This is a genomic window from Amycolatopsis anabasis (assembly GCF_009765355.1).
Taxonomy (GTDB): Bacteria; Actinomycetota; Actinomycetes; order Mycobacteriales; family Pseudonocardiaceae; genus Amycolatopsis; species Amycolatopsis anabasis.
In genome coordinates, this window is sequence record NZ_VTHK01000054.1 from 20,744 (window position 1) to 41,701 (window position 20,958).

The following is a 20,958-nucleotide window of genomic DNA, read 5'->3' on the forward strand; positions in this document are numbered from 1 at the left end:
CAGCGATGACTTCCTCGAAACAGCACCGCGTGTCCGCGCTGCCCGCAGAACTCCGGGAACAGCTGCGTCGGCGACTGGCCGGGCGTGCCGGACGGGCCGACACGATCCCGTCCGCCGACCGTTCCCGGCCGCTGCCGTTGTCGTTCGCGCAGCAGCGGTTGTGGTTCCTCGACCGGTTGCGGCCGGGGGACCCGGAGTACAACAGCGCGCTCGCGTTCCGCCTGCTCGGACCGCTCGACCTGGACGCGCTGGCCGCGGCGCTGCGTGCGCTGGTCGCCCGGCACGAGGCGTTGCGGACCACCTTCGACGAGGTCGACGGCGAGGCGGTGCAGGTCATCCAGCCGCCCGGCGAGGTGCCGGTGCTCGTCGTCGACGTGCGACCGGAGGAACTGGACCGCGTGCTGGACGAGGAGTACGCGCGGCCGTTCGACCTGAAGCGCGGTCCGGTGGTGCGGGTGCTGGTGGCGCGGCTGGGGCCCCAGGAGCACGTGCTGCTGGTGAGCGTGCACCACATCGCGACCGACGGCTGGTCGATGGGGGTGCTGACCGAGGAACTCGGTGCGCTCTACGACGCGGCGGTGCGCGGCGCCGTTGCCGCGTTGCCGGAGCCCGGCTTGCAGTACGCCGATTTCGCGGTGTGGCAGCGCGAGCGGCTGACCGCGGTGGACGAACAGCTCGGCTTCTGGCGGGAGGCGCTGGCCGGGCGGGAACCCTTCGATCTGCCGACGGACCGCCCCCGCCCGCCGGAGCGGTCGACGGCCGGGGCGGTCCACGAGTTCGCCGTCCCGGCCGGGACGGCCGCGGCGCTCGGCGAGCTGGCCCGGGATCGGGAGACCACGCTGTTCACCGTGCTGCTCGCCGCCTGCCAGGTGCTCTTCGCCCGGTACGCGCGGCGGCGGGACGTCACCGTGGGCACCGTGGTTTCCGGCCGCAACCGCCCCGAACTGGACCGGATGGTCGGCTTCTTCGTCAACACCGTCGTGCTTCGGTCCACTGTGGACCACCACCGGGGTTTCCGGGAGTTCCTCGGCGAGGTGAAGCGAACCGTCCTCGACGCCTTCGCCCACGACGAGGTGCCGTTCGAGCGGCTGGTCGACGCCGTGCACGCCGATCGGGACCCGAGCCGCCACCCGCTGTTCGACATCATGGTGCTGCTGCACAGCGGCCCCTCGGGGGCGGGCTCCTTCGGCGGCCTGCGCGCCGAGGAGGTCGAGATCGCGCGGCATTCGGCGAATTTCGACCTCACCGTCGAGTTCGCCGAACGGGACGGCGGGCTGACCGGGCTCGTCGAGTACCGCACCGATCTGTTCGACCCGGAAACCATCGAACGCCTGGCCGGGCGGCTCGGAGTGCTGCTGGCGGGAATCGCGGAGTGGCCCGACACCCCGGTGGGGCGGCTGCCCCTGCTGAGCGCGGGGGAGCGGCGGCGACTGCTCGCCGCGGGAACCGGCGCCGCGCTGGAGGTGCCGGACACCACCCTGCCCGCGGTGTTCGAGGCGACCGCGGCCCGGTACCCGGACCGCACCGCCGTGGTGTGCGGGGACACCGAACTCACCTACGCGGAACTGAACGCGCGAGCGAACCGGCTCGCCCGGTACCTGGTGGCGCGGGGCGCGGGGCCGGAGCGGGCGGTGGTGGTGCGGTTGCCGCGTTCGGCCGAGCTGGTGACGACGATCCTCGCGGTGCTGAAGTCGGGTGCGGTGTACGTGCCGGTGGATCCGGATCTTCCGGCCGAGCGGGTGGAATTCCTGGTGCGGGACGCCGATCCGGTGGTGGTGCTGGACGAAACAACGGATCCGGGAACGTTCTCCCCGGCCAACTCGGCGCACGGTCCACAAGGGACGGACACCGCGTACCTGATCTACACCTCGGGTTCGACCGGGCGGCCCAAGGGGGTCGCGGTCGAACACCGGAGCCTGGTCAACCTGCTGGCCGACCACCGCACCGGATTCGCGGGCGGCGGACGGCTGCGGGCCGCGGTGACCGCGGCGTTCTCCTTCGACACGTCGTGGGAAGGACTGGTGCTGCTGGCTGACGGCCACGAGTTGCACGTGCTCGAGGACGAGGTCCGGTTGAACCCGGCCGCGCTGGTGGATTACGTGGCCCGGGAGCGAATCGACTTCCTGGACCTCACGCCGACTTATCTCCGGCAGTTGCTGCCCGCGGGGCTGCTGAGCGGGGACCATCGCCCGCGGGCGTTGATGCTCGGCGGGGAAGCGATCGGCGAGGCGCTGTGGCGGGAACTGGCCGGGGTCGAGGGCACGGCGGTCTACAACTACTACGGGCCCACCGAATGCACGGTGGACGCGGTGTGCTGCCGGGTCGGCGAGACCGAGCGGCCGGTGATCGGGCGGCCGTTGGCGAACTTGCGGGCGTACGTCCTGGACGACGAACTGAACCTGGTGCCCCCGGGCGTACCCGGTGAGCTGTGCCTGGCGGGGCCGCAGACGGCCCGGGGTTACTGGAAACGCCCGGGACTCACCGCCGACCGGTTCCCGGCGAACCCGTTCGGGGAACCGGGATCCCGCCTGTACCGCACGGGTGACCTGGTCCGCTGGGTCGGCGGGACGCTCGAGTACCTCGGGCGGATCGACGAGCAGGTGAAGATCCGGGGCTTCCGGGTCGAACCCGGCGAGATCGAGGCGGCGCTGCTCGAACACCCCGGGGTGACCGAGGCGGCGGTACTCGTCCGCGAGGATCGGCTGGTCGCGTACTTCACCGGCACCTCGGAAGCGGCCGAACTGCGCGCGGCGCTCGGCCGGACGCTGCCCGGCTACCTGGTCCCGGCCGCGTTCGTCCGGATCGATCGCCTCCCGCTGACCCCGCACGGCAAACTCGACCGCCGCGCGCTCCCCGCGCCCGACTGGTCCGGTGTGGCGGCCTACGTCGCGCCGCGCGACGAGCCGGAGCGGATCGTCACCGAGGTCTGGGCCGAGGTGCTCGGCCTGGAGCGGGTCGGCGTCGAGGACAACTTCTTCGATCTGGGCGGCGATTCGATCCTGGGCATCCGGGTGCTGTCCCGCCTGCGGGCCGTGCTCGGCGTCGAGCTTTCCGTGCGCACGCTGTTCACCGCGCCGACACCCGCCCGGCTCGCCGCGGCGCTGCCCGCGGACACCCGCGCGGAGTACCGGCCCATTCCGGTGCTGCCCCGCGGCCGGGCACTGCCGTTGTCGTTCGCGCAGCAGCGGTTGTGGTTCCTGCACATGTTCGAGCCGGACAGCACCGAGTATGTGTCGCCGACGGCGTTGCGGTTGCGTGGTGAGCTGGACGTGACCGCGTTGCGGCGGGCGCTGACCGCGCTGGTGGCCCGGCACGAGTCGCTGCGGACCACCTTCGATTCGGTGGACGGCCGGGGGGTGCAGTTCGTGCACGCTCCCGCCGAGGTCCCGCTGCCCCGGATCGACCTCCGCGAACAGTCCGCGGAGGACCGCGAGGCGGCACTGGCCGAACTGCTGCGGTCGCACGCCGCCACGCCCTTCGACCTGCGCCGCGGGCCGCTGCTGCGGGTCGTGCTGGTCCGGCTGGCACCCGACGAGCACGTGCTCGTAATCGTGGTGCACCACATCGTCACCGACGGCTGGTCCACCGGCGTGCTGCTGCGCGAACTCGGCGCGCTCTACGCGGGCGCCGAGCTGCCCGGTTTGCCGATCCAGTACGCGGACTACGCGGGCTGGCAACGCGACCGCCCCGCTTCCGCCGCCCTGGACTACTGGCGGGCCCAGCTGGACGGGGTCCCGCCGCTGGAACTGCCGACCGACCGGCCCCGGCCCGCGGTGCGGACACGTAACGGCGCCTTGCACGAGTTCCGCATTCCCGCCGAGGTCACCGACCGGCTCCGCGACCTCGCGCGGCAGCGGGACACCACTCTGTTCCCGCCGCTGATCGCGGCCTGCCAGGTGCTGCTGGCCCGCTGGTCCGGGCAGGACGACATCGCGGTCGGCACCGTGGTCTCCGGCCGCGAGCGGACCGAACTGGAGGGGCTGATCGGGTTCTTCGTCAACACCCTGGTCCTGCGCTCCACAGTGGACGGTCGTCGCGGCTTCGGCGAGTTCCTCGACGAGGTGCGGGACCTGGTCCTGGACGCCTTCGCCGCCCAGGACGTGCCGTTCGACCAGGTGGTGGACGAACTGAGCCCGGACCGCGACACCAGCCGGACCCCGCTCGCGCAGGTCATGGTGGTGCTGCAGAACACCCCAGGTGAGCCCCCGTCCCTGCCCGGCCTGGCGGTCGAGGAACTCCCGCTTCCGGTGGTGACCGCGAACTTCGACCTGATGATCCAGTTCCAGGAGCACGCGGGCGGGCTGGACGGGGTGGTGAACTACAACACCGATCTGTTCGACGCGGCCACCATCGAGCGGATGACCGGCTGGCTGCGGGTGCTGCTCGCCGGGATCGCCGAGGACCCGGACCGGCCGGTCGCCCGCCTGCCCTGGCTGACCGGTGGTGAGCGGCGGCGCCTGGTGCGCGATTGGAACCGCACGGACCATCCGCTGGCCGGAATGTCCTTGCCGGAAGCCCTGCGGGCGCAGGTGGAGCGGACCCCGGCGGCGGCCGCGGTACTTCCCGAGAGGGGGGCGCCGCTGTCCTACGCGGAGTTGGACCGGTGGGCGAACCGGTTGGCGCACAAGCTGATCCGGCTGGGGGCCGGACCCGAGCGCACGGTCGCGGTCGTCCTGCCGCGTTCGCCGGAACTGCTCGTCGCCGTGCTCGCGGTGCTCAAGGCGGGGGCCGCCTACGTGCCGATCGATCCGGACTACCCGCGCGAGCGGATCGATCTCGTGCTCGGTGACGCGCGCCCGGTGGCGGTGCTCGACACCGCCGCGGCGGTGCGGGACACCGGCGAGGTGCCGGATTCCGCTCCCGCGGATCGCGCGCTCTGCCCGGACCATCCCGCGTATGTCGTGTACACCTCGGGCTCCACCGGGCGCCCGAAGGGGGTGGTGGTCAGCCACCGCGCGGCGCTGAACTACCTGGGCTGGGCCGCGCACACCTACCCCGGGCTGGCGACATCCGCGGTGCTGCACTCCTCGGCCGCGTTCGACCTGACGGTGACCACGCTGTTCGGGCCGCTGCTGACCGGCGGCGCGATCCGGCCGGTCGAGGAACTGGCCGATCGTGCCGGGGCGTCGGCCACCTTCGTCAAGGCCACCCCGAGCCACCTGCCCCTGCTGAACGCGGCCCCCGATGAACTGTCCGCCGGGGGCGACCTGGTGCTCGGCGGCGAGCAGCTGGTCGGCGCCGCGCTCGCCGGGTGGCGGAGCGCGCATCCGGCGGCGGCGGTGATCAACGAGTACGGTCCGACCGAGGCCACGGTCGGGTGCGCCGCCCACCGGATCGACCCCGGTGATCCGCTGCCCCCGGGACCGGTGCCGATCGGCGGCCCGGTGTGGAACACCCGGCTGTACGTGCTGGACGAGGCGCTGCGGCCGGTGCCGATCGGCGTACCCGGCGAGTTGTACGTCGCCGGCGCCGGTCTGGCCCGCGGGTACCTGAACCGGCCCGGGCTGACCGCGGAACGGTTCCTCGCGAACCCGTTCGACGATCCGGGTTCGCGGTTGTACCGCACCGGTGACCTGGTGCGGCGGCGCGCCGACGGCGTGCTCGTCTACCTCGGCCGCGCCGACGACCAGGTGAAGATCCGGGGCTTCCGGATCGAACCGGGCGAGGTCGAGGCGGCGCTCGCCGCGCATCCGGACGTGAGCGAGGTGGCGGTGATCGCGCGCGAGGACCAGCCCGGAACGCACCGGCTGGTGGCCTACCTGGTGCCCGCCCCGGGCGTCCCGGCCCCCGATGCCGAGGCGCTGCGCGCGTTCCTCGCCCGGACGCTGCCCGCCCACCTGATCCCCGCGGCGTTCGTCGCGCTGGACGCGTTGCCGGTGACCCGCAACGGAAAGCTGGACCACCGGCTGCTGCCCGCCCCGGAGGGCCGCGCGGAACTGGCGACCCGGTACGTGCCGCCCCGCACGGACACCGAAGCCGAACTGACCCGGATCTGGTCGGCGGCCCTGGGTGTCGAACGAGTCGGCGTCGAGGACAACTTCTTCGGCCTTGGCGGCGACTCGATCCTGTCCATCCAGGTGGTCGCCCGCGCTCGACAGGCCGGGCTTTCGCTGACCGCCAAGGACATCTTCCTGCACCAGACCGTCGCCGAACTGGCCACGGTCGTCCAGGCCAGGGTCGCGCCCGAACCCGAAACCCGGCCGCGGTTCACCGGGCCCGCACCGCTGGCCCCGATCCAGCACTGGTTCCTCGAGCACGAGGTGCCCGGGCACGGCGCGGATCCGCACCACTTCACCATGTCCGTGCACCTCGGCCTGGCGCCGGAGGCGGACGCGGCCGCGCTCGCCACGGCGGCGCGGGCCGTGGTCGCGCACCACGAGACCCTGCGCACCCGGTTCACCCGGGCCGATGGAACGTGGTGCCAGGAGGTCGTTCCGGGCGAACCGCCCGGCCTGTTCCGGCGATGCGATCTGTCCGAAGTGGACGATCCGGACGCCGCGATCCGGGACGCCGTGGTGGCGGCCCAGTCGTCGCTGCACCTGACCGACGGACCGCTGGTGCGGTTCCTGCTGTTCACCTTCGGCGAGGACCGGCCCGCCCAGCTCTTCGTCACCGCGCACCACCTGGTCATGGACGGGGTGTCCTGGCGGATCCTGCTCGGGGACCTGGAAATCGCCTACCGGCAGGCCGTCGCCGGGCTCTCCGCACGGCTGGAACCGGTCGGCACCGGATTCGGCGAATGGGCGCGCCTGCTCACCGAGCACGTCCGCTCGGGTGGTCTGGACGCCGACCTGGGGTACTGGACCACCGTGTTCGCCGGGGCGGCGGCGGACCTGCCGACCGATCTCGGCGGGCCGAACACCGTCGAATCCGCCCGCACGGTCTCGGCGCGGCTCGGCCGAACCGAAACCGAGGCGCTGCTCCAGCAGGTCCCGGCGACCTACCGCACACGGATCAACGACGTGCTGCTCAGCGCCCTCGGCCGCGTGCTCACCCGCTGGACCGGGCGGGACCGAGTGCTGATCACCATGGAAGGGCACGGCCGCGACGACCTGCTCACCCGGGTTGACCTCTCCCGCACGATCGGCTGGTTCACCGCGCAGTACCCGGTCGCGGTGACCATCGATCCGGCCACCGGCTGGGGCGAGATCCTGAAATCGGTCAAGGAACAGCTGCGCGCGGTGCCGCATCAGGGACTCGGCTACGACGCCCTGCGTTATCTCAGCCAGGAGGACTCCCCGGCCACCGCGCTGCGGGACGACCCGGCACCCCGGATCTCGTTCAACTACCACGGGCAGTGGGACCTGGCCTCCGGTCGCGGGCTGTTCCGCGACCGGCACGCCGAACTCGGCCAGGACGCCGCGCCCGGGAGCCTGCGCAGCCACCTGCTCGACGTGATCGGCGTGGTCGAAGGCGGCGAACTGGTGCTGTCCTGGCAGTACTCGAACCAGGTCCACCGCGAATCGACCGTGCGCGAACTCGCCGAGGAGTTCGTGCGGGCACTGCGGGAGATCGTCGCGCACTGCGCCCGCCCGGACGCGGGCGGCCGCACCCCGTCGGACTTCCCGCTCGCCGGACTGGACCAGGCGGGCGTCGACCGGCTGGTCGGCGACGGCCGCGCGGTGGAGGACGTGTACCCGCTGACCCCGCTGCAGGCCGGGATGCTGTTCCACCATCTCGTGGGCGTCGAGTCGACCGCCTACTTCGACCAGTTCCAGCTCCGGCTGACCGGGGTGCGCGAGCCGAAGGCACTGGGCGCCGCCTGGCAGCGCGTGGTCGACCGGACCCCGATCCTGCGCAGCCGCATGGTCTGGCAGGACGTGGACGAACCGTTGCAGGTGGTGCACCGCCGGGTCACCGTCCCGGTCGAGTACCACGACTGGCGTGCACTGTCCGAAGAGGACCGGAAAGCCGAGCTGGAGCGGGTGCTCGCGGCGGATCTGGCCGCCGGGATGGACCTGGCCGTGCCCCCGTTGCTGCGGCTGCGGATCGCCGAGCTGCCCGGCGACGAGGTTCAGCTGGTGTGGACCTCGCACCACGTTCTGCTGGACGGGTGGAGCACCGCGCAGGTGTTCGGCGAGGTCTGCGAGCAGTACGCGGCCATCGTGCACGGGCGTCGCCCGGAACTGGTGTCCCGGCGCCCGTTCCGCGACTACCTGCGCTGGCTGCGCGACCAGGACCAGGGCGCGGCCGAGAAGCACTGGCGCGGGGTGCTGGACGGGTTCGCCGCGCCGACGCCGTTGCCGTACGACCGGCGACCGGTGGAGGCGCACCGCACCGAATCGGACGAATCGGTGCTGCTCGAACTGCCGCCGGAGGATTCTCGGCTGCTGCACCGCACGGCCAAGCGGAACGGGCTGACCGTGCACACCGTGGTGCAGGGCGCCTGGGCGCTGCTGCTGTCCCGGTACAGCGGGGAGCGGGACGTGCTCTTCGGCACCACGGTCGCCGGGCGCCCCGCGGAACTGCCCGGGGTGGAATCGATGATCGGCATGTTCATCAACACCGTGCCGACCCGGATCCGGATACGGCCGGACCAGGGCCTGGTCGCCTGGCTGCGCCGAACCCAGGCCGAGCAGACCGACGCGCGCCGGTTCGACTTCGTTTCGCTGGCCCAGTTGCGTTCGTGGAGCGATCTGCCCGCCGGGACGAACCTGTTCGACAGCGCGGTGGTGTTCGAGAACTACCCGATCGACGACGCGGCGGGAGCCGGGCACGGGATCGGTGTGCGCGAGGTGCGGTCGCTGGAGACCACCAACTTCCCGTTGACGCTCACGGCGTACCTCCACGACCGGCTCGGCCTGGAACTCGCCTACGACCCGCGGCTGTTCGACCGGACGACCGTGCGGCGCATGGCCGACCACCTGTGGACGCTGCTCACCGAGATCGCGCGGAACCCGGATCGTTCGCCCGCGCGGGTGCCGATGCTGGACGCGCTCGAACGCGACCGGGTGCTGGGGGAGTGGGCCGGGGCCGAACTCGCCGTACCGGAAGCGCTGCCGCAGGAGGCCTTCGAGGCCGCCGCGGCCCGCGAGCCGGAGCGAACGGCCCTGGTGTGCGGGGACGCGGTGCTCAGCCGCGGCGAGGTCAACGCGCGGGCGAACCGGCTGGCGCGCTACCTGGTGGCGCAAGGGGCTGGTCCGGAGCGGACGGTGGTGGTGCGGTTGCCGCGTTCGGCCGAGCTGGTGGTGGCGGTCCTGGCGGTGTTGAAGTCGGGTGCGGTCTATGTGCCGGTGGATCCGGATCTTCCGGCCGAGCGGGTGGAGTTCCTGGTGCGCGACGCCGATCCGGTGGTGGTGCTGGACGACCCCTCGGTGTTCGCCGAGTCGGGATCGTTCTCCGCGGCGAACCTGGCACACCGTCCACAGGGGACGGATACCGCGTACCTGATCTACACCTCGGGTTCGACCGGGCGGCCCAAGGGGGTCGCGGTCGAGCACCGGAGCCTGCCGAACCTGCTCGCCAATCACCGCGCGGTCTTCGCCGGTGGGGACCGGCTGCGGGTGGCGGTGACGGCGGCGTTCTCCTTCGACACGTCGTGGGAGGGCGTGCTGCTGATGCTGGACGGCCACGAGTTGCACGTGCTCGAGGACGAGGTCCGGTTGAACCCGGCCGCTTTGGTGGATTACGCACGGCGGAACCGGATCGATTTCCTGGATCTCACGCCGACTTACGTCCGGCAGTTGCTGCCCGCGGGGCTGCTGAGCGGTGCCCACCGCCCGCGGGCGTTGATGCTGGGCGGGGAAGCGATCGACGCGGCGATGTGGGCCGAGCTGGCCGAGGTCGAGGGTACGACGGTCTACAACTACTACGGGCCCACCGAATGCACGGTCGACGCCACGTTCTGCCGCCTGGGCGAGACCGATCGCCCGGTGATCGGCAGGCCGTTGGGGAACGTGCGGGCCTACGTGCTCGACGACCAGCTGTCGCCGGTACCGGTCGGGGTGCCGGGTGAGCTGTACCTGGCGGGGCCGCAGACGGCCCGGGGTTACTGGAAACGCCCGGGGCTCACCGCTGACCGGTTCCCGGCGAACCCGTTCGGCGAACCGGGATCCCGGATGTACCGGACCGGGGACCGGGTGCGGTGGACCGCCGACGGGCTGCTGGAGTACCTCGGCCGGGCCGACGAGCAGGTGAAGATCCGGGGCTTCCGGATCGAACCCGGTGAGGTCGAAACCGCGCTGCTCGCGCATCCCGCGATCGCCGAGACCGTGGTGCTCGCCCGCGAGGACCAGTCCGGGCTCGCCCGCCTGGTCGCCTATTTCGTCCCCGCGCGGACACCCGCGCCCGCGGTGGGGGACCTGCGCGCCTGGCTCGCCCGGCGGCTCCCGGAACACCTGGTGCCCTCGGCGTTCGTCGCGCTCGAGCGGATGCCGTTGACCCGCAACGGCAAACTCGATCGGCAGGCGCTGCCCGCCCCGGCCGGGCGGCCGGAACTGGAGACGGTGTACGTCGCCGCGCGCACCCCGGCCGAGGCGGCGCTCGTCGAGATCTGGGCCGAGGTGCTCGGCGTCGACCGGGTCGGGGTCGAGGACAACTTCTTCGAACTCGGCGGCGATTCGATCCAGGCCATCCGCGTGGTCTCCCGCATCCGCGCGGTGCTCGGGGCGGACCTTTCCGCGCGCAGCCTGTTCACCGCGCCGACGCCCGCGCGGCTCGCGGCCGAACTACCCGGTTCGGCGGCCGAACGCGCCATTCCCGTGGTGCCGCGGGCGGACGGGCTGCCGCTGTCGTTCGCGCAGCAGCGGTTGTGGTTCCTGCACGAATTCGAGCCGGACAGCACCGAGTACATATCGCCGACGGCGTTGCGGTTGCGCGGCGAGCTGGACGTGACCGCGTTGCGGCGGGCGCTGACCGCGCTGGTGGCCCGGCACGAGTCCCTGCGCACCACGTTCGACGCGGTGGACGGCACACCGGTGCAGCGCATCGGGACCCCGTACGAGGTGCGGCTCCCGGTGTCGGATCTCGCGGAAACCGCCCTGCACGAGGCGCTGGCGGAAGAACTCCGGCGGCCGTTCGATCTGCGCCGCGGTCCGCTGCTGCGCGCCCGGCTCTTCCGCCTGTCACCCGGCGAGCACGTGCTCAGCCTGGTGCTGCACCACATCGTCACCGACGGCTGGTCCAGTGGCGTGCTGGTGCGCGAACTCGGCGAACTGTACGCGGGCGCCGAGCTGCCCGGTTTGCCGATCCAGTACGCGGACTACGCGGTCTGGCAACGAGAACTGGACACCCTCGACGAGCAACTCGAGTACTGGCGCGAGCGGCTCGCCGGGGTGCCGCCGCTGGAGCTGCCCACCGATCGGCCCCGGCCCCCGGTGCGCACCACGGAAGGCGCGTGGCAGGAGTTCGAGGTGCCCGCCGAGGTCACCGCACGGCTGAAGGAACTGGCCAGGCGGCACGACGGCACGCTGTTCCTGACCCTGGTCGCGGCCTGCCAGGTGCTGCTGGCCCGCTGGTCCGGGCAGGACGACATCGCGGTCGGCACCGTGACCTCCGGCCGCGAACGCGCCGAACTCGACGGCCTGATCGGGTTCTTCGTCAACACCCTGGTGCTGCGCTCCACAGTGGACGGTTCGCGGACGTTCCGCGAGTTCCTCGGCGAGGCGCGCACGACGGTGCTGGAGGCCTTCGCGCACCAGGACGTTCCGTTCGAACGGGTGGTGGACGCGGTGCAGCCGGTGCGCGACGCGAGCCGGACCCCGCTGTTCCAGACCGCGGTCGCGTTGCAGAACGCGCCCGAATCGGCGCCCGCCTTCCCCGGACTGGCCGCCGAGGAACTCGCGCCCCCGCTGGTGACCGCGAACTTCGACCTGCTCATCCAGTTCGAGGAACGGGACGGGCGGCTGCTCGGCGCGGTCAACTACAACACCGGCCTGTTCGACGCGGCCACCATCGAGCGGATGACCGGCTGGCTCGACGTCCTGCTGCGCGGGATCGCCGGCGACCCCGGCCGGCCGGTGGCCGCGCTGCCGGTGCTGCCGCGAGCGGAAGGCGAGCGGCTGCTCGTCGAGCACAACGCGACCGGCCGGGACACCCCGCTGGTGCCGTTCGGCGCGTGGTTCGAAGCCCAGGTCGCCCGGACTCCGGAAGCACCGGCGCTGCACACCGAAACCGGGCCGTGCACGTTCGCCGAACTGGACGCGCGCGCGAACCGGCTGGCCCGGCTGCTGATCCGGCACGGCGCGGGTCCGGAGCGGATCGTCGCGCTCGTCCTGCCCCGCTCGCCGGAGCTGATCGTCGCCGAACTCGCGGTGCTCAAGGCGGGCGCGGCCTTCCTGCCGGTCGATCCGGCCTACCCGGCGGAACGGGTTTCGTACATGCTCGAAGACGCCCGGCCGGTGCTGGCGATCGCCGGTACCGGTGCGGGGGTGGACTTCCCGGTGCTCGACCTCGAGTCGCTGGTGTCCACCGCGGATTCGTTGCCGGGCGAACCGGTGACCGACGAAGACCGGATCGCGCCGCTGCGCCCCGACCACCCCGCCTACGTCATCTACACCTCGGGGTCCACCGGGCGGCCGAAGGGCGTGGTGGTCACCCATACCGGGCTGGCGAACTTCTCCGCCGCCGAAGCGGACCGGTTCGCGGTGTCGCCCGGCGATCGCGCGCTCGCGTTCTCCTCGCCCAGTTTCGACGCGTCGATCCTGGAACTGGGCCTGTCCCTGCCGAACGGGGCCGCGCTCGTGGTGCCCCCGCCGGGACCGCTGCTGGGCGCCCAGCTCGCCGACACGCTCGCCCGGCACCGCGTGACGCACGCGTTCCTCCCACCGGCCGCGCTCGGCACGCTCCCCGCCGATCGGGCGCTGCCGGAGCTGCGCACCCTGGTGGTGGGTGGGGAAGCCTGCCCGCCGGAACTCGTCGCGCGGTGGGCCCCGGGCCGCCGGATGATCAACGCCTACGGCCCCACCGAGTCGACCGTGGTCGCCACCTGGAGCGCGCCGCTCGAGCCCGGCGGCGCTCCGCCGATCGGGCGGCCGATCTGGAACACCCGGGTCTACGTGCTGGACGGTTCGCTGCGCCCGGCGCCCACCGGCGTTCCCGGTGAGCTGTACGTCGGCGGGCGCGGGCTGGCCCGCGGGTACCTGCACCGGCCCGGCCTCACCGCGAGCCGGTTCGTCGCCGATCCGTTCGGCCCGCCGGGTTCCCGGCTGTACCGGACCGGGGACGTGGCCCGGTGGCGTGGAGACGGGGAGCTGGAGTACCTCGGACGCGCCGACGAGCAGGTGAAGATCCGGGGCTTCCGAATCGAACTCGGCGAGGTCGAATCGGCGCTCTCGCGGCATCCGCGCGTCGCCGAAGCGGTGGCCGCGGCCCAGGGCGAGCCGGGGCGGCAGCGCCTGGTCGGTTACCTCGTCCCGGCCGCCGGTTCCGCCGCGCCGACGGCCGCCGAGCTGCGGGAGTTCCTCGGCCGATCGCTGCCGGATCATCTGGTGCCCTCGGCGTTCGCGGTGCTCTCCGCGCTGCCGGTCGGCCCGAGCGGCAAGATCAACCGGCGGGCGCTGCCGCCGGTGACCGCCGAACCGGACCCCGGCACGCGGTTCGTCGCACCGGAAGGGCCGCTCGAACTCCGCCTCGCGGCCATCTGGGCCGAGGTGCTCGGCGTCGACCGGGTCGGCGCGCGGGACAACTTCTTCGACCTCGGCGGTGATTCCATCCTGACCATCCAGGTGGTGCACCGGGTGCGCCAGTCCGGGCTGGCGATGACCGCCAAGGATCTGTTCCGGCACCAGACCGTCGCCGAACTCGCGACCGTGGTCACCGAGGCCGTGGCCACCGGCACCGGCGCGGAACCGGTGACCGGGCCGGTGCCGCTGACCCCCGTCCAGCACTGGTTCTTCGAGCACCATCCGGCGGCCCCGCACCATTTCAACCAGTCGGTCCTGCTCGAACTGAGCGAGGAACCGGACGAACGGATCCTGCGCCGGGCGCTGGACGCGCTGGTGGCCCACCACGACGCCCTGCGGTTGCGGTTCGAGCGGGCCGACGGCGGCTGGCGCCAGCACAACGCGCCGGTGGCCCCCGCGAACCCGCTCACCCGGCACGATCTGTCTGCTTTGGACGAAGCCGGGCAGCGCGCCGCGATGGCCGACCGCGCCGACGAGGCGCACGCCGGATTCGTCCTGGAAAGCGGGCCGTTGCTGCGGGCCGCGCTGTTCGACCTCGGCGGGGGCCGGGCGCCGCGGCTGTTCCTGGTGGCGCACCACCTGGTGGTCGACGGCGTGTCCTGGCGGATCCTGCTGGAGGATCTCGACCGGGCCTACCGGCAACTCCGCGACGGCGAGCCGGTGGACCTCGGGCCCAAGACCACCTCGTTCCGCGACTGGGCGCACCGGCTGGTCGAGCACGTCGCCGGGGGCGGGCTCGACCACGAGATCGCGCACTGGGCGGAGGCCGCGCAGGCGGGCGCGCTGCCGTGCGACCGCGACGCGGGGGGCGCGGCCGAGCCCCGTTCGGTGCCGCTGACCGCGGCGGACACCGAGGCGTTGCTGCGCCTGGCACCCAGCGTCTACCGCACCCGGATCAACGACGTGCTGCTCGCCGCGCTCGCCTGGACGCTGCGCGAGTGGACCGGACGCTCCGAGGTGGCGATCGATCTGGAAGGGCACGGCCGCGAGGAGATCTTCGACGGCGTCGACCTGACCCGCACGGTCGGCTGGTTCACCACGATCTTCCCGGTCGTGCTCCAGGTGCCCGGCGGCGAACCGGACTGGGCGGGACTGGTCCGCGCGGTGCGCCGCCGGATGCGAGCCGTACCGGGCAACGGGTTCGGTTACGGCGCGCTGCGCTACCTCGCCGGTCCGGAGACCGGAGCGCGGCTCGCCGTCCCGCCGGAGGCCCCGCGCATCAGCTTCAACTACCTCGGCCAGTTCGACGGCACGACCGGCGGCGACGGCCTGTACCGGGCGTCCCTGCCGCCGATCGGACGGGAGCACGATCCCGCCGACCCGGGCGCGCATTCGCTCGAGGTGGTGGGTTCGGTCCAGGGCGGACGGATGGAGTTCACCTGGTACCACCGGCCGGACCGGCACTCGGTGTCCACTGTGGACCGTCTGGCGCGCGGGTTCGCCGCCGCGCTGGAAAGTATCGCGCGGGACTGCCGGGGGAGGGCGCGATGAGCTCGCTGGCGCGCAACCGGGACTACCGCCTGCTGTGGATGGGGCAGGCGTTGTCGGAATCCGGGTTCCACACCGCGATGATCGCGTTCCCGCTGCTGGTCCTCGCGCTCACCGGATCGCCGGCGGCGTCCGGGCTGGTGCTCGGCGTGGTCGCCGCGGCACAGCTGATCGCCGGACTGCCCGCCGGGGCATTGGTGGATCGCTGGAACCGGAAGAAGGTCATGCTCTGGTGCGAGGCGGTGCAGGCCGCCGCGGTGGCCGGGCTCGCCGTCGCCCTGTGGCAGCGGGTGGCCACGGTGCCGCTGCTGGTCGCGGTGGCCTTGGTGATGGGCGTGTGCCGGGCGCTGTTCGAACCGGCGGAGGAAGCGTGCCTGCCGCGCCTGGTGACCGCCGAGCAGGTGCCGGCCGCGGTGGCGATGAACGCCGCTCGCGGCTACGCGGGGCAGCTTTCCGGCACCGCGCTGGGCGGGTTCCTGTTCGCGATCGGCCGGATGGTGCCGTTCGTCTTCGACGCGTGCACCCACCTGCTCGCGTTCGCCGGACTGGTGTTCGTGCGGGTGCCGCCACGTCCCGTGGAGCCGCGGCCGGTCCGGCACCTCGGCCGCGAGATACTGGCCGGGCTGCGGTGGGTGTGGCACCAGCCGCCCCTGCGGGTCACGACGTTGTGCGTGGTGGTCCTGAACTTCTTCTTCAGCGCGTACTACCTGGTGATCATCATGCTGGCCGCCGAACGCGGCGTGCCGCCGGGCGAGATCGGCGTCATGGCGGCCATGCTCGGTGCGGGCGGCATCCTGGGGGCGCTGGCCGCCCCCGCCCTGCACCGCCGGATCAGCCCGTACGTGCTGATCGCCGGGGTGTTCTGGGCGCTGACCGCGCTGACCCCGATCGCGGTGCTCCTGCCCAACGGTTACCTGCTGGGGGCGCTGTTCGCGGCGATGGCGCTGCTTCCCCCGGCGGCGAACACCACGATCAACGCCTACCAGTTGCTGATCACCCCGGACGACCTGCGCGGCCGGTTGAGCGCGGTGATGGCCGTGGTCGCCGGGGTCGCCGGTGCGGCGGGACCGGCGTTCGGCGGCTGGCTCGTCGACGCGCTGCCCGGGAGCGACGCCGTCCTGGTGTGCGCCGGGGCCATCGCGGCGGTGACCGTGGTGGTCACGCTGAACCGCACCATGCGGAGTTTTCCCCGCCAGATCTCGGCCGAATCTCCGGCCGCGATGGATTCACCCCGATGAGGAAGGAGCTCGAGCGGATGGACGAGAACGGCAGGTTCCAGGTTCTGGTGAACGACGAGGAGCAGTACTCGCTGTGGCCCGCGGACAAGGAGGTTCCGGCCGGCTGGCGCGCGGTCGGCAAGGAGGGCGGCAAGCAGGAGTGCGTGGACTACGTCGACCAGGTGTGGACCGATATGCGCCCGCGCAGCCTCCGGGAACGCATGGCCGCCGAGGGATGAGGCATAACGCTGCCTGATGGCGTACCGGCGTAGCGCGGAGTGGACTAGACCACTGACACTGGGTTTGGTCCACTCCGCTCATTCGCCAGTCGTCAGAAGGAGACGACGATGACCCTGCTACGAAGGGCGGGCGTGGTCAGCGTCCTCTGCGCGCTGCCGCTCCTGCTCACCACCCTCCCGGTCGGTTCCGCGTCCGCCCACGGTTCGATGGGGAACCCGGTCAGCCGGATCTACAACTGCCTGCAAGAAGGTCCGGAGAATCCGCAGTCCGCCGCGTGCAAAGCGGCCGTCCAGGTCGGCGACAGCTGGCCCGTCTACGACTGGGACGAGGTGAACCAGCCCAATGCCGACGGGCGGCACCGCGAGATCATCCCGGACGGCAAGCTGTGCAGCGCCGGGCGCGACAAGTACAAGGGCTTCGATCTGCCCCGTGCCGACTGGAAGGCGACCAACTTCCCCAGCGGCGGCAGCTACACCCTCCGCTACAAGTACACCGCGCCGCATCCCGGCACGTTCGAGCTCTACCTGACCCGGGACGGCTACGACCCGACGAAGCCGCTGAAGTGGTCGGATCTGGAGGACAAGCCCTTCTATTCGAAGCTCAACCCGCCGACCTCGGGCGGCAACTACGTGCTGAACGCGCAACTCCCGGCGAAGCAGGGGCGGCACCTCGTCTACGCGATCTGGCAGCGGCACAAGCCGGACAGCGGCGAAGCGTTCTACTCCTGTTCGGACGTCGTGTTCGGCGGCTGAGTCATCCGGACATCCGCTCGGCGCTGCCGGTCGACCTCTCGCCGACCGGCGCGCCGGGCGCGGCCGCTTCCTGCCCCAGACTGGGCTGATGGGCGTTCTGGACGGCAAAGCGGTGGTGATCACCGGTGCGGGCCGCGGCCTGGGCCGGGCGTATGCGGTGCATGCGGCGGGTTCCGGGGCCGCGGTGGTGGTCAACGATGTGGCGGTGGAATCGGCCGGAGCGGTCGCCGCCGAGATCCGGGAAAGCGGCGGCCGGGCGGTCGCGAACGCCGGTTCGGTGACCGATCCCGGGCAGGCCGACGCGCTCGTCGAGCGGTGTTTCGCGGAATTCGGCGCCCTGGACGGGCTGGTGAACAACGCGGCGGTGAACTACCACGCGTTTCCGTGGGAGGACGATCCCGGCCGGTTGCGCGAGCTGATCGAAGTCAACGTGCTCGGGTCGATGTACTGCGGAATCGCGGCGGTCAAGGCGATGCACGCGCGCACCGGCGGGGTCGTCGTGAACGTCGCGTCCGGCGCGATGCTGGGGCAACGGGGGAGCGCCGCCTATTCGGCGTCCAAGGGAGCGGTCGCGTCGATGACGGCGTCCTGGGCGGCGGACCTCGCCGACCACGGGATCCGGGTCAACGCGGTGTGCCCGCTGGCGTGGACCCCGATGATGGAGGCCGATCCGCGGGCGCACCAGATCTGCTCGCCGGAGCACACGCCCGACCGGATCGCGCCGCTGGTGACGTACCTGCTCAGCGATCTCTCCGCGGGGATCACCGGCCAGCTCATCCGGTTCGTCGGCGACCGCATGCTCGTCGTGCGCCAGCCCGCGGTCAAGGAACCGGTGCTGCGAAGGGACAGTTGGGACGTCGCCGACATCGCCGCGGCCTTCGACGAGGATCTCGGCGACGCCCTCGAACCCACCCCCGGCGAACGCTGGCGGCTGTAGAACGTGCGACTCGCCTGCCCCAACGTGTAACTCGCTTGCCTGAACGTGTAATTCGCGTGCGGGAGTGGGTAACTCGCTTGCCCGAACGTGGAACTCGGTGGGGGTCGGCGAGTTCCACGTTCGGGCGGGGGCGGGCTATTCGGTTAGCAGGCGCCGTCGTCGCGCCAGACGGCCCACGAGCGGGGGTCGCCCGGTTCGGCGCCGGTCGACCAGTACGTGGCCGTCCACTTGTGACCGTTGTGCGACACCACGTCGTCCGGTGCGTAAGGAGCGGCGGCGTCCCAGGCCGGGATCCCGTCACAGGTCGGCGGGGTGCTGTCCTCGATGGTCAGGGAGAGCAGCACGTCGTGGTCGATGTCGGCGCCGTCGCCGCGGATGACCACCTGGCTCGCACCGGGCGGGGCCTCCGCGGTCGTGGCGATGGTCAGCGTCGCCGAACCACCCGATTCGATGGTCGCCGGTTCGAACGTCGCGGTCGTCCCCGCGGGGAGTTTCGCGGCGCTGAGCGCCACCGGCTGGGCGACGCCTCCGGTGATCTGGGTGCCGACGCTGACCTGGACGGACGCGCCCGGTCGCACGGTCACCGACGCCGGGTTCAACGAGATCGAGAAGTCGTTGCCCTGGCTGGCGCCCACCGTCAGCGTGTACTGCACGGTGTGGTCGGCACTCGCGCCGTCACCGGTGATGGTGATCGGGTAGTTCCCGGTCGGCGTGTCCGCCGCGGTGGTGACGGCGAGGGTGGCCGAGGCGTCGGAGGTGACCGAGGCCGGAGTGAACGTGGCCTTCGCACCCGCGGGCAGGCCGGTCGCGGTGAAGGTCACCTGCTGCGGGCTGCCTTGCGTGGTGCGGGTGGCCACGGTGGTCGTCGCGGTCTGGCCGGGTTCGACCCGCCCGCTCGCCGGGGTGACCGTCAGTTCGAAATCGGCGGTCGCCGTGCACGTGGTCGGTTCACCCGGCGCGGTCGTCACGCTGATCGCGTCCCACGCGGCCTTGGTGGTGTTGAACTCCGTGCAGCTGTTCGGGAACAGGGCCAGCGCGGCTTCCAGGGTCGCCTTGCGGGCGGCCTTGTGGTTCCAGCCGGAGGTCTTCTTCAGCAGGCCGTTGTAGAAGATCTTCGCGGCCTTCTGGACGCCGATGCCGGTGATCGAGGAGTTGTTGCAGGTCGGGCTGTTCGGCTTGCCGCCGCCCGGGCTGGTGCCCTCGGCGAGCAGGTAGAACCAGTGGTTCTGCGGACCCGCCGCCTTGTGCACCTCGGTGTTCGGGATGGAGGAGGAGTAGCAGTTGGGGTCGTTCTTCCGGGACGGGTCGTACATGATCCGGATCGGGCCGAACCCGGTGATCTTCTCGCCCACCTCGTAGTCCGGCGGATCGTCCGGGCTGTTGGCGTAGGCCTCGGTGACCGCGCCGAAGATGTCGCCGGTGGACTCGTTCAGGCCGCCGTTCTCGTTGCCCGAACCCGCGCCACCGGGCGTGGTCTGGAAGATCGCGTGCCCGTACTCGTGCGCGACGACGTCGATGCTGGTCAGCTGGGGCCCGTTGGTCACCCGGCCGAACTGCGCTTCGGAGCCGGTCCAGAACGCGTTGACCTGGTTGAGGCCGACCCAGCCGGGGAAACCGCGGCCCTGACCGTTGATGCCGTTGCGGCCCACCCAGTCGCGCAGCATGTCCCATTCCTTGGCCGCGCCGAAGAGCACGTCGACGCAGCCGGTTTCCAGATCGGACGCGGTTCCGTTGCCCCAGCTGTCGTCCGCGCCGGTGAAGACCCGCTTGGGCGACAACGGTCCGCAGCTGATCCCGGGCCGCTTGGAGTCGGTCATCGAGAACTGCCCACCGGTGGCCGTGGTGTCGAGCTGCACCGACTTGTAGTGGAAGCCGCTCCCGGTGCCCGCGCGGACCTCGTCACTGGTCTCCAGGACCGCGCCGGTGTGCGCGTCGACGAACACGTGCAACCTGCTCGGGGTGTCGCCGTTGGCTCCGGTGACCACCACCTCGTAGGCCAGCCGCTGGGCGTCCCGGGAAAGGACGACCAGTGCCGGGGTGGTACTGCTGTCCACTGTGGATAGTTGGGCGCGGGCGGTGGCGGCGGCCCGTTCGGCGGGGACGGCGGCCGCGGTGTCCACGCTGATCGGCGCGGGCGTGGCGGCGGTGGTGTCCCGGACCTTGCCATGGGCGTCGGTGACCACCACCGCGTCCCCGCCGATGACCGGGAGGCCGCGGTAGGTGCGTTCGTAGGCGGCGTAGAACAGTCCGCCGCCGCCAGGCGTCACGCTGACGCGCTGGTACTGGTCGTCCGGGCCACGGCGGAGTTCGTCGTAACCCGCGGAGGCGGCCAGATCGGCCGCTTTCGTCGCGAGGGTCAGGGGGTCGGGTGTCGGTCGCGGCTGCGGCGTCCCTTGTGCGGACGCGGGAAGCGCGACCAGGACGGCCAGGCCGGTCAAGGCGGCCGCGGCCAAGCTGAGCAGGGGTCTGGTTCGCACGGTCGTACTCCGGGGTGCAGGGTGGACTGGACAAACGAGTCATTTCGGGGTCGTGTCCAGTGGGGTTAACCAAAGTTATTTCCTTTGGCGCATTTGAGTTAAAACCGGGCGGGATGCGCCGTCAATGCGCCGTTCGGCCGCAATGGTCTGGACCAGTTCTGTTTCTTATGCGTACGCGATCAAACGGGTTATGGCCCCGGCGTTCCGGTGAGTGAAAGCGCGGCG

The 20,958-nt window shown here is 72.0% G+C and carries 6 protein-coding genes; 5 read left to right on the plus strand and 1 reads right to left on the minus strand.

Annotated features, from left to right (window positions below):
- Window positions 1-5 precede the first annotated feature (5 nt).
- From FXO23_RS41030 to FXO23_RS41050, 5 genes are all read left to right on the plus strand, one after another.
- Entirely contained in the window at window positions 6-15,113 is a 15,108-nt protein-coding gene (locus FXO23_RS41030; protein ID WP_158892624.1) for a non-ribosomal peptide synthetase, read from the plus strand.
- The gene (locus FXO23_RS41035) at window positions 15,110-16,348 is read left to right on the plus strand and encodes an MFS transporter (protein WP_158892626.1); all 1,239 of its coding nucleotides are present in this window, start codon (window positions 15,110-15,112) and stop codon (window positions 16,346-16,348) included. Before FXO23_RS41030 ends, FXO23_RS41035 begins: the two co-directional genes overlap by 4 nt.
- 17 nt (window positions 16,349-16,365) lie before the next feature.
- Entirely contained in the window at window positions 16,366-16,566 is a 201-nt protein-coding gene (locus tag FXO23_RS41040; RefSeq protein ID WP_158892653.1) for an MbtH family protein, read from the plus strand.
- 108 nt (window positions 16,567-16,674) lie between these two features.
- Window positions 16,675-17,319 carry a lytic polysaccharide monooxygenase auxiliary activity family 9 protein gene (locus tag FXO23_RS41045; protein ID WP_158892628.1) on the plus strand — a complete coding sequence of 215 codons (645 nt, stop codon included), beginning with the start codon at window positions 16,675-16,677 and terminating at the stop codon, window positions 17,317-17,319.
- A gap of 88 nt (window positions 17,320-17,407) precedes the next feature.
- Window positions 17,408-18,256 (plus strand): SDR family NAD(P)-dependent oxidoreductase, encoded by an 849-nt coding sequence (locus FXO23_RS41050; RefSeq protein ID WP_158892630.1) that lies wholly within the window; start codon window positions 17,408-17,410, stop codon window positions 18,254-18,256.
- A 143-nt stretch (window positions 18,257-18,399) separates the two neighbouring features.
- Here FXO23_RS41050 and FXO23_RS41055 read toward each other — a convergent pair whose 3' ends face one another.
- On the minus strand, window positions 18,400-20,733 hold the full coding sequence (locus FXO23_RS41055; RefSeq protein ID WP_246258328.1) for a M4 family metallopeptidase: 2,334 nt from the start codon (window positions 20,731-20,733) through the stop codon (window positions 18,400-18,402).
- Between the last annotated feature and the right edge of the window lie 225 nt (window positions 20,734-20,958).

What these genes read in the sequence shown, in the direction of transcription:
- FXO23_RS41030 (WP_158892624.1), top strand. Translation starts at nt 6, where the DNA reads ATGACTTCCTCGAAACAGCACCGCGTGTCCGCGCTGCCCGCAGAACTC.
- FXO23_RS41035 (WP_158892626.1), top strand. Translation starts at nt 15,110, where the DNA reads ATGAGCTCGCTGGCGCGCAACCGGGACTACCGCCTGCTGTGGATGGGG.
- FXO23_RS41040 (WP_158892653.1), top strand. Translation starts at nt 16,366, where the DNA reads ATGGACGAGAACGGCAGGTTCCAGGTTCTGGTGAACGACGAGGAGCAG.
- FXO23_RS41045 (WP_158892628.1), top strand. Translation starts at nt 16,675, where the DNA reads ATGACCCTGCTACGAAGGGCGGGCGTGGTCAGCGTCCTCTGCGCGCTG.
- FXO23_RS41050 (WP_158892630.1), top strand. Translation starts at nt 17,408, where the DNA reads ATGGGCGTTCTGGACGGCAAAGCGGTGGTGATCACCGGTGCGGGCCGC.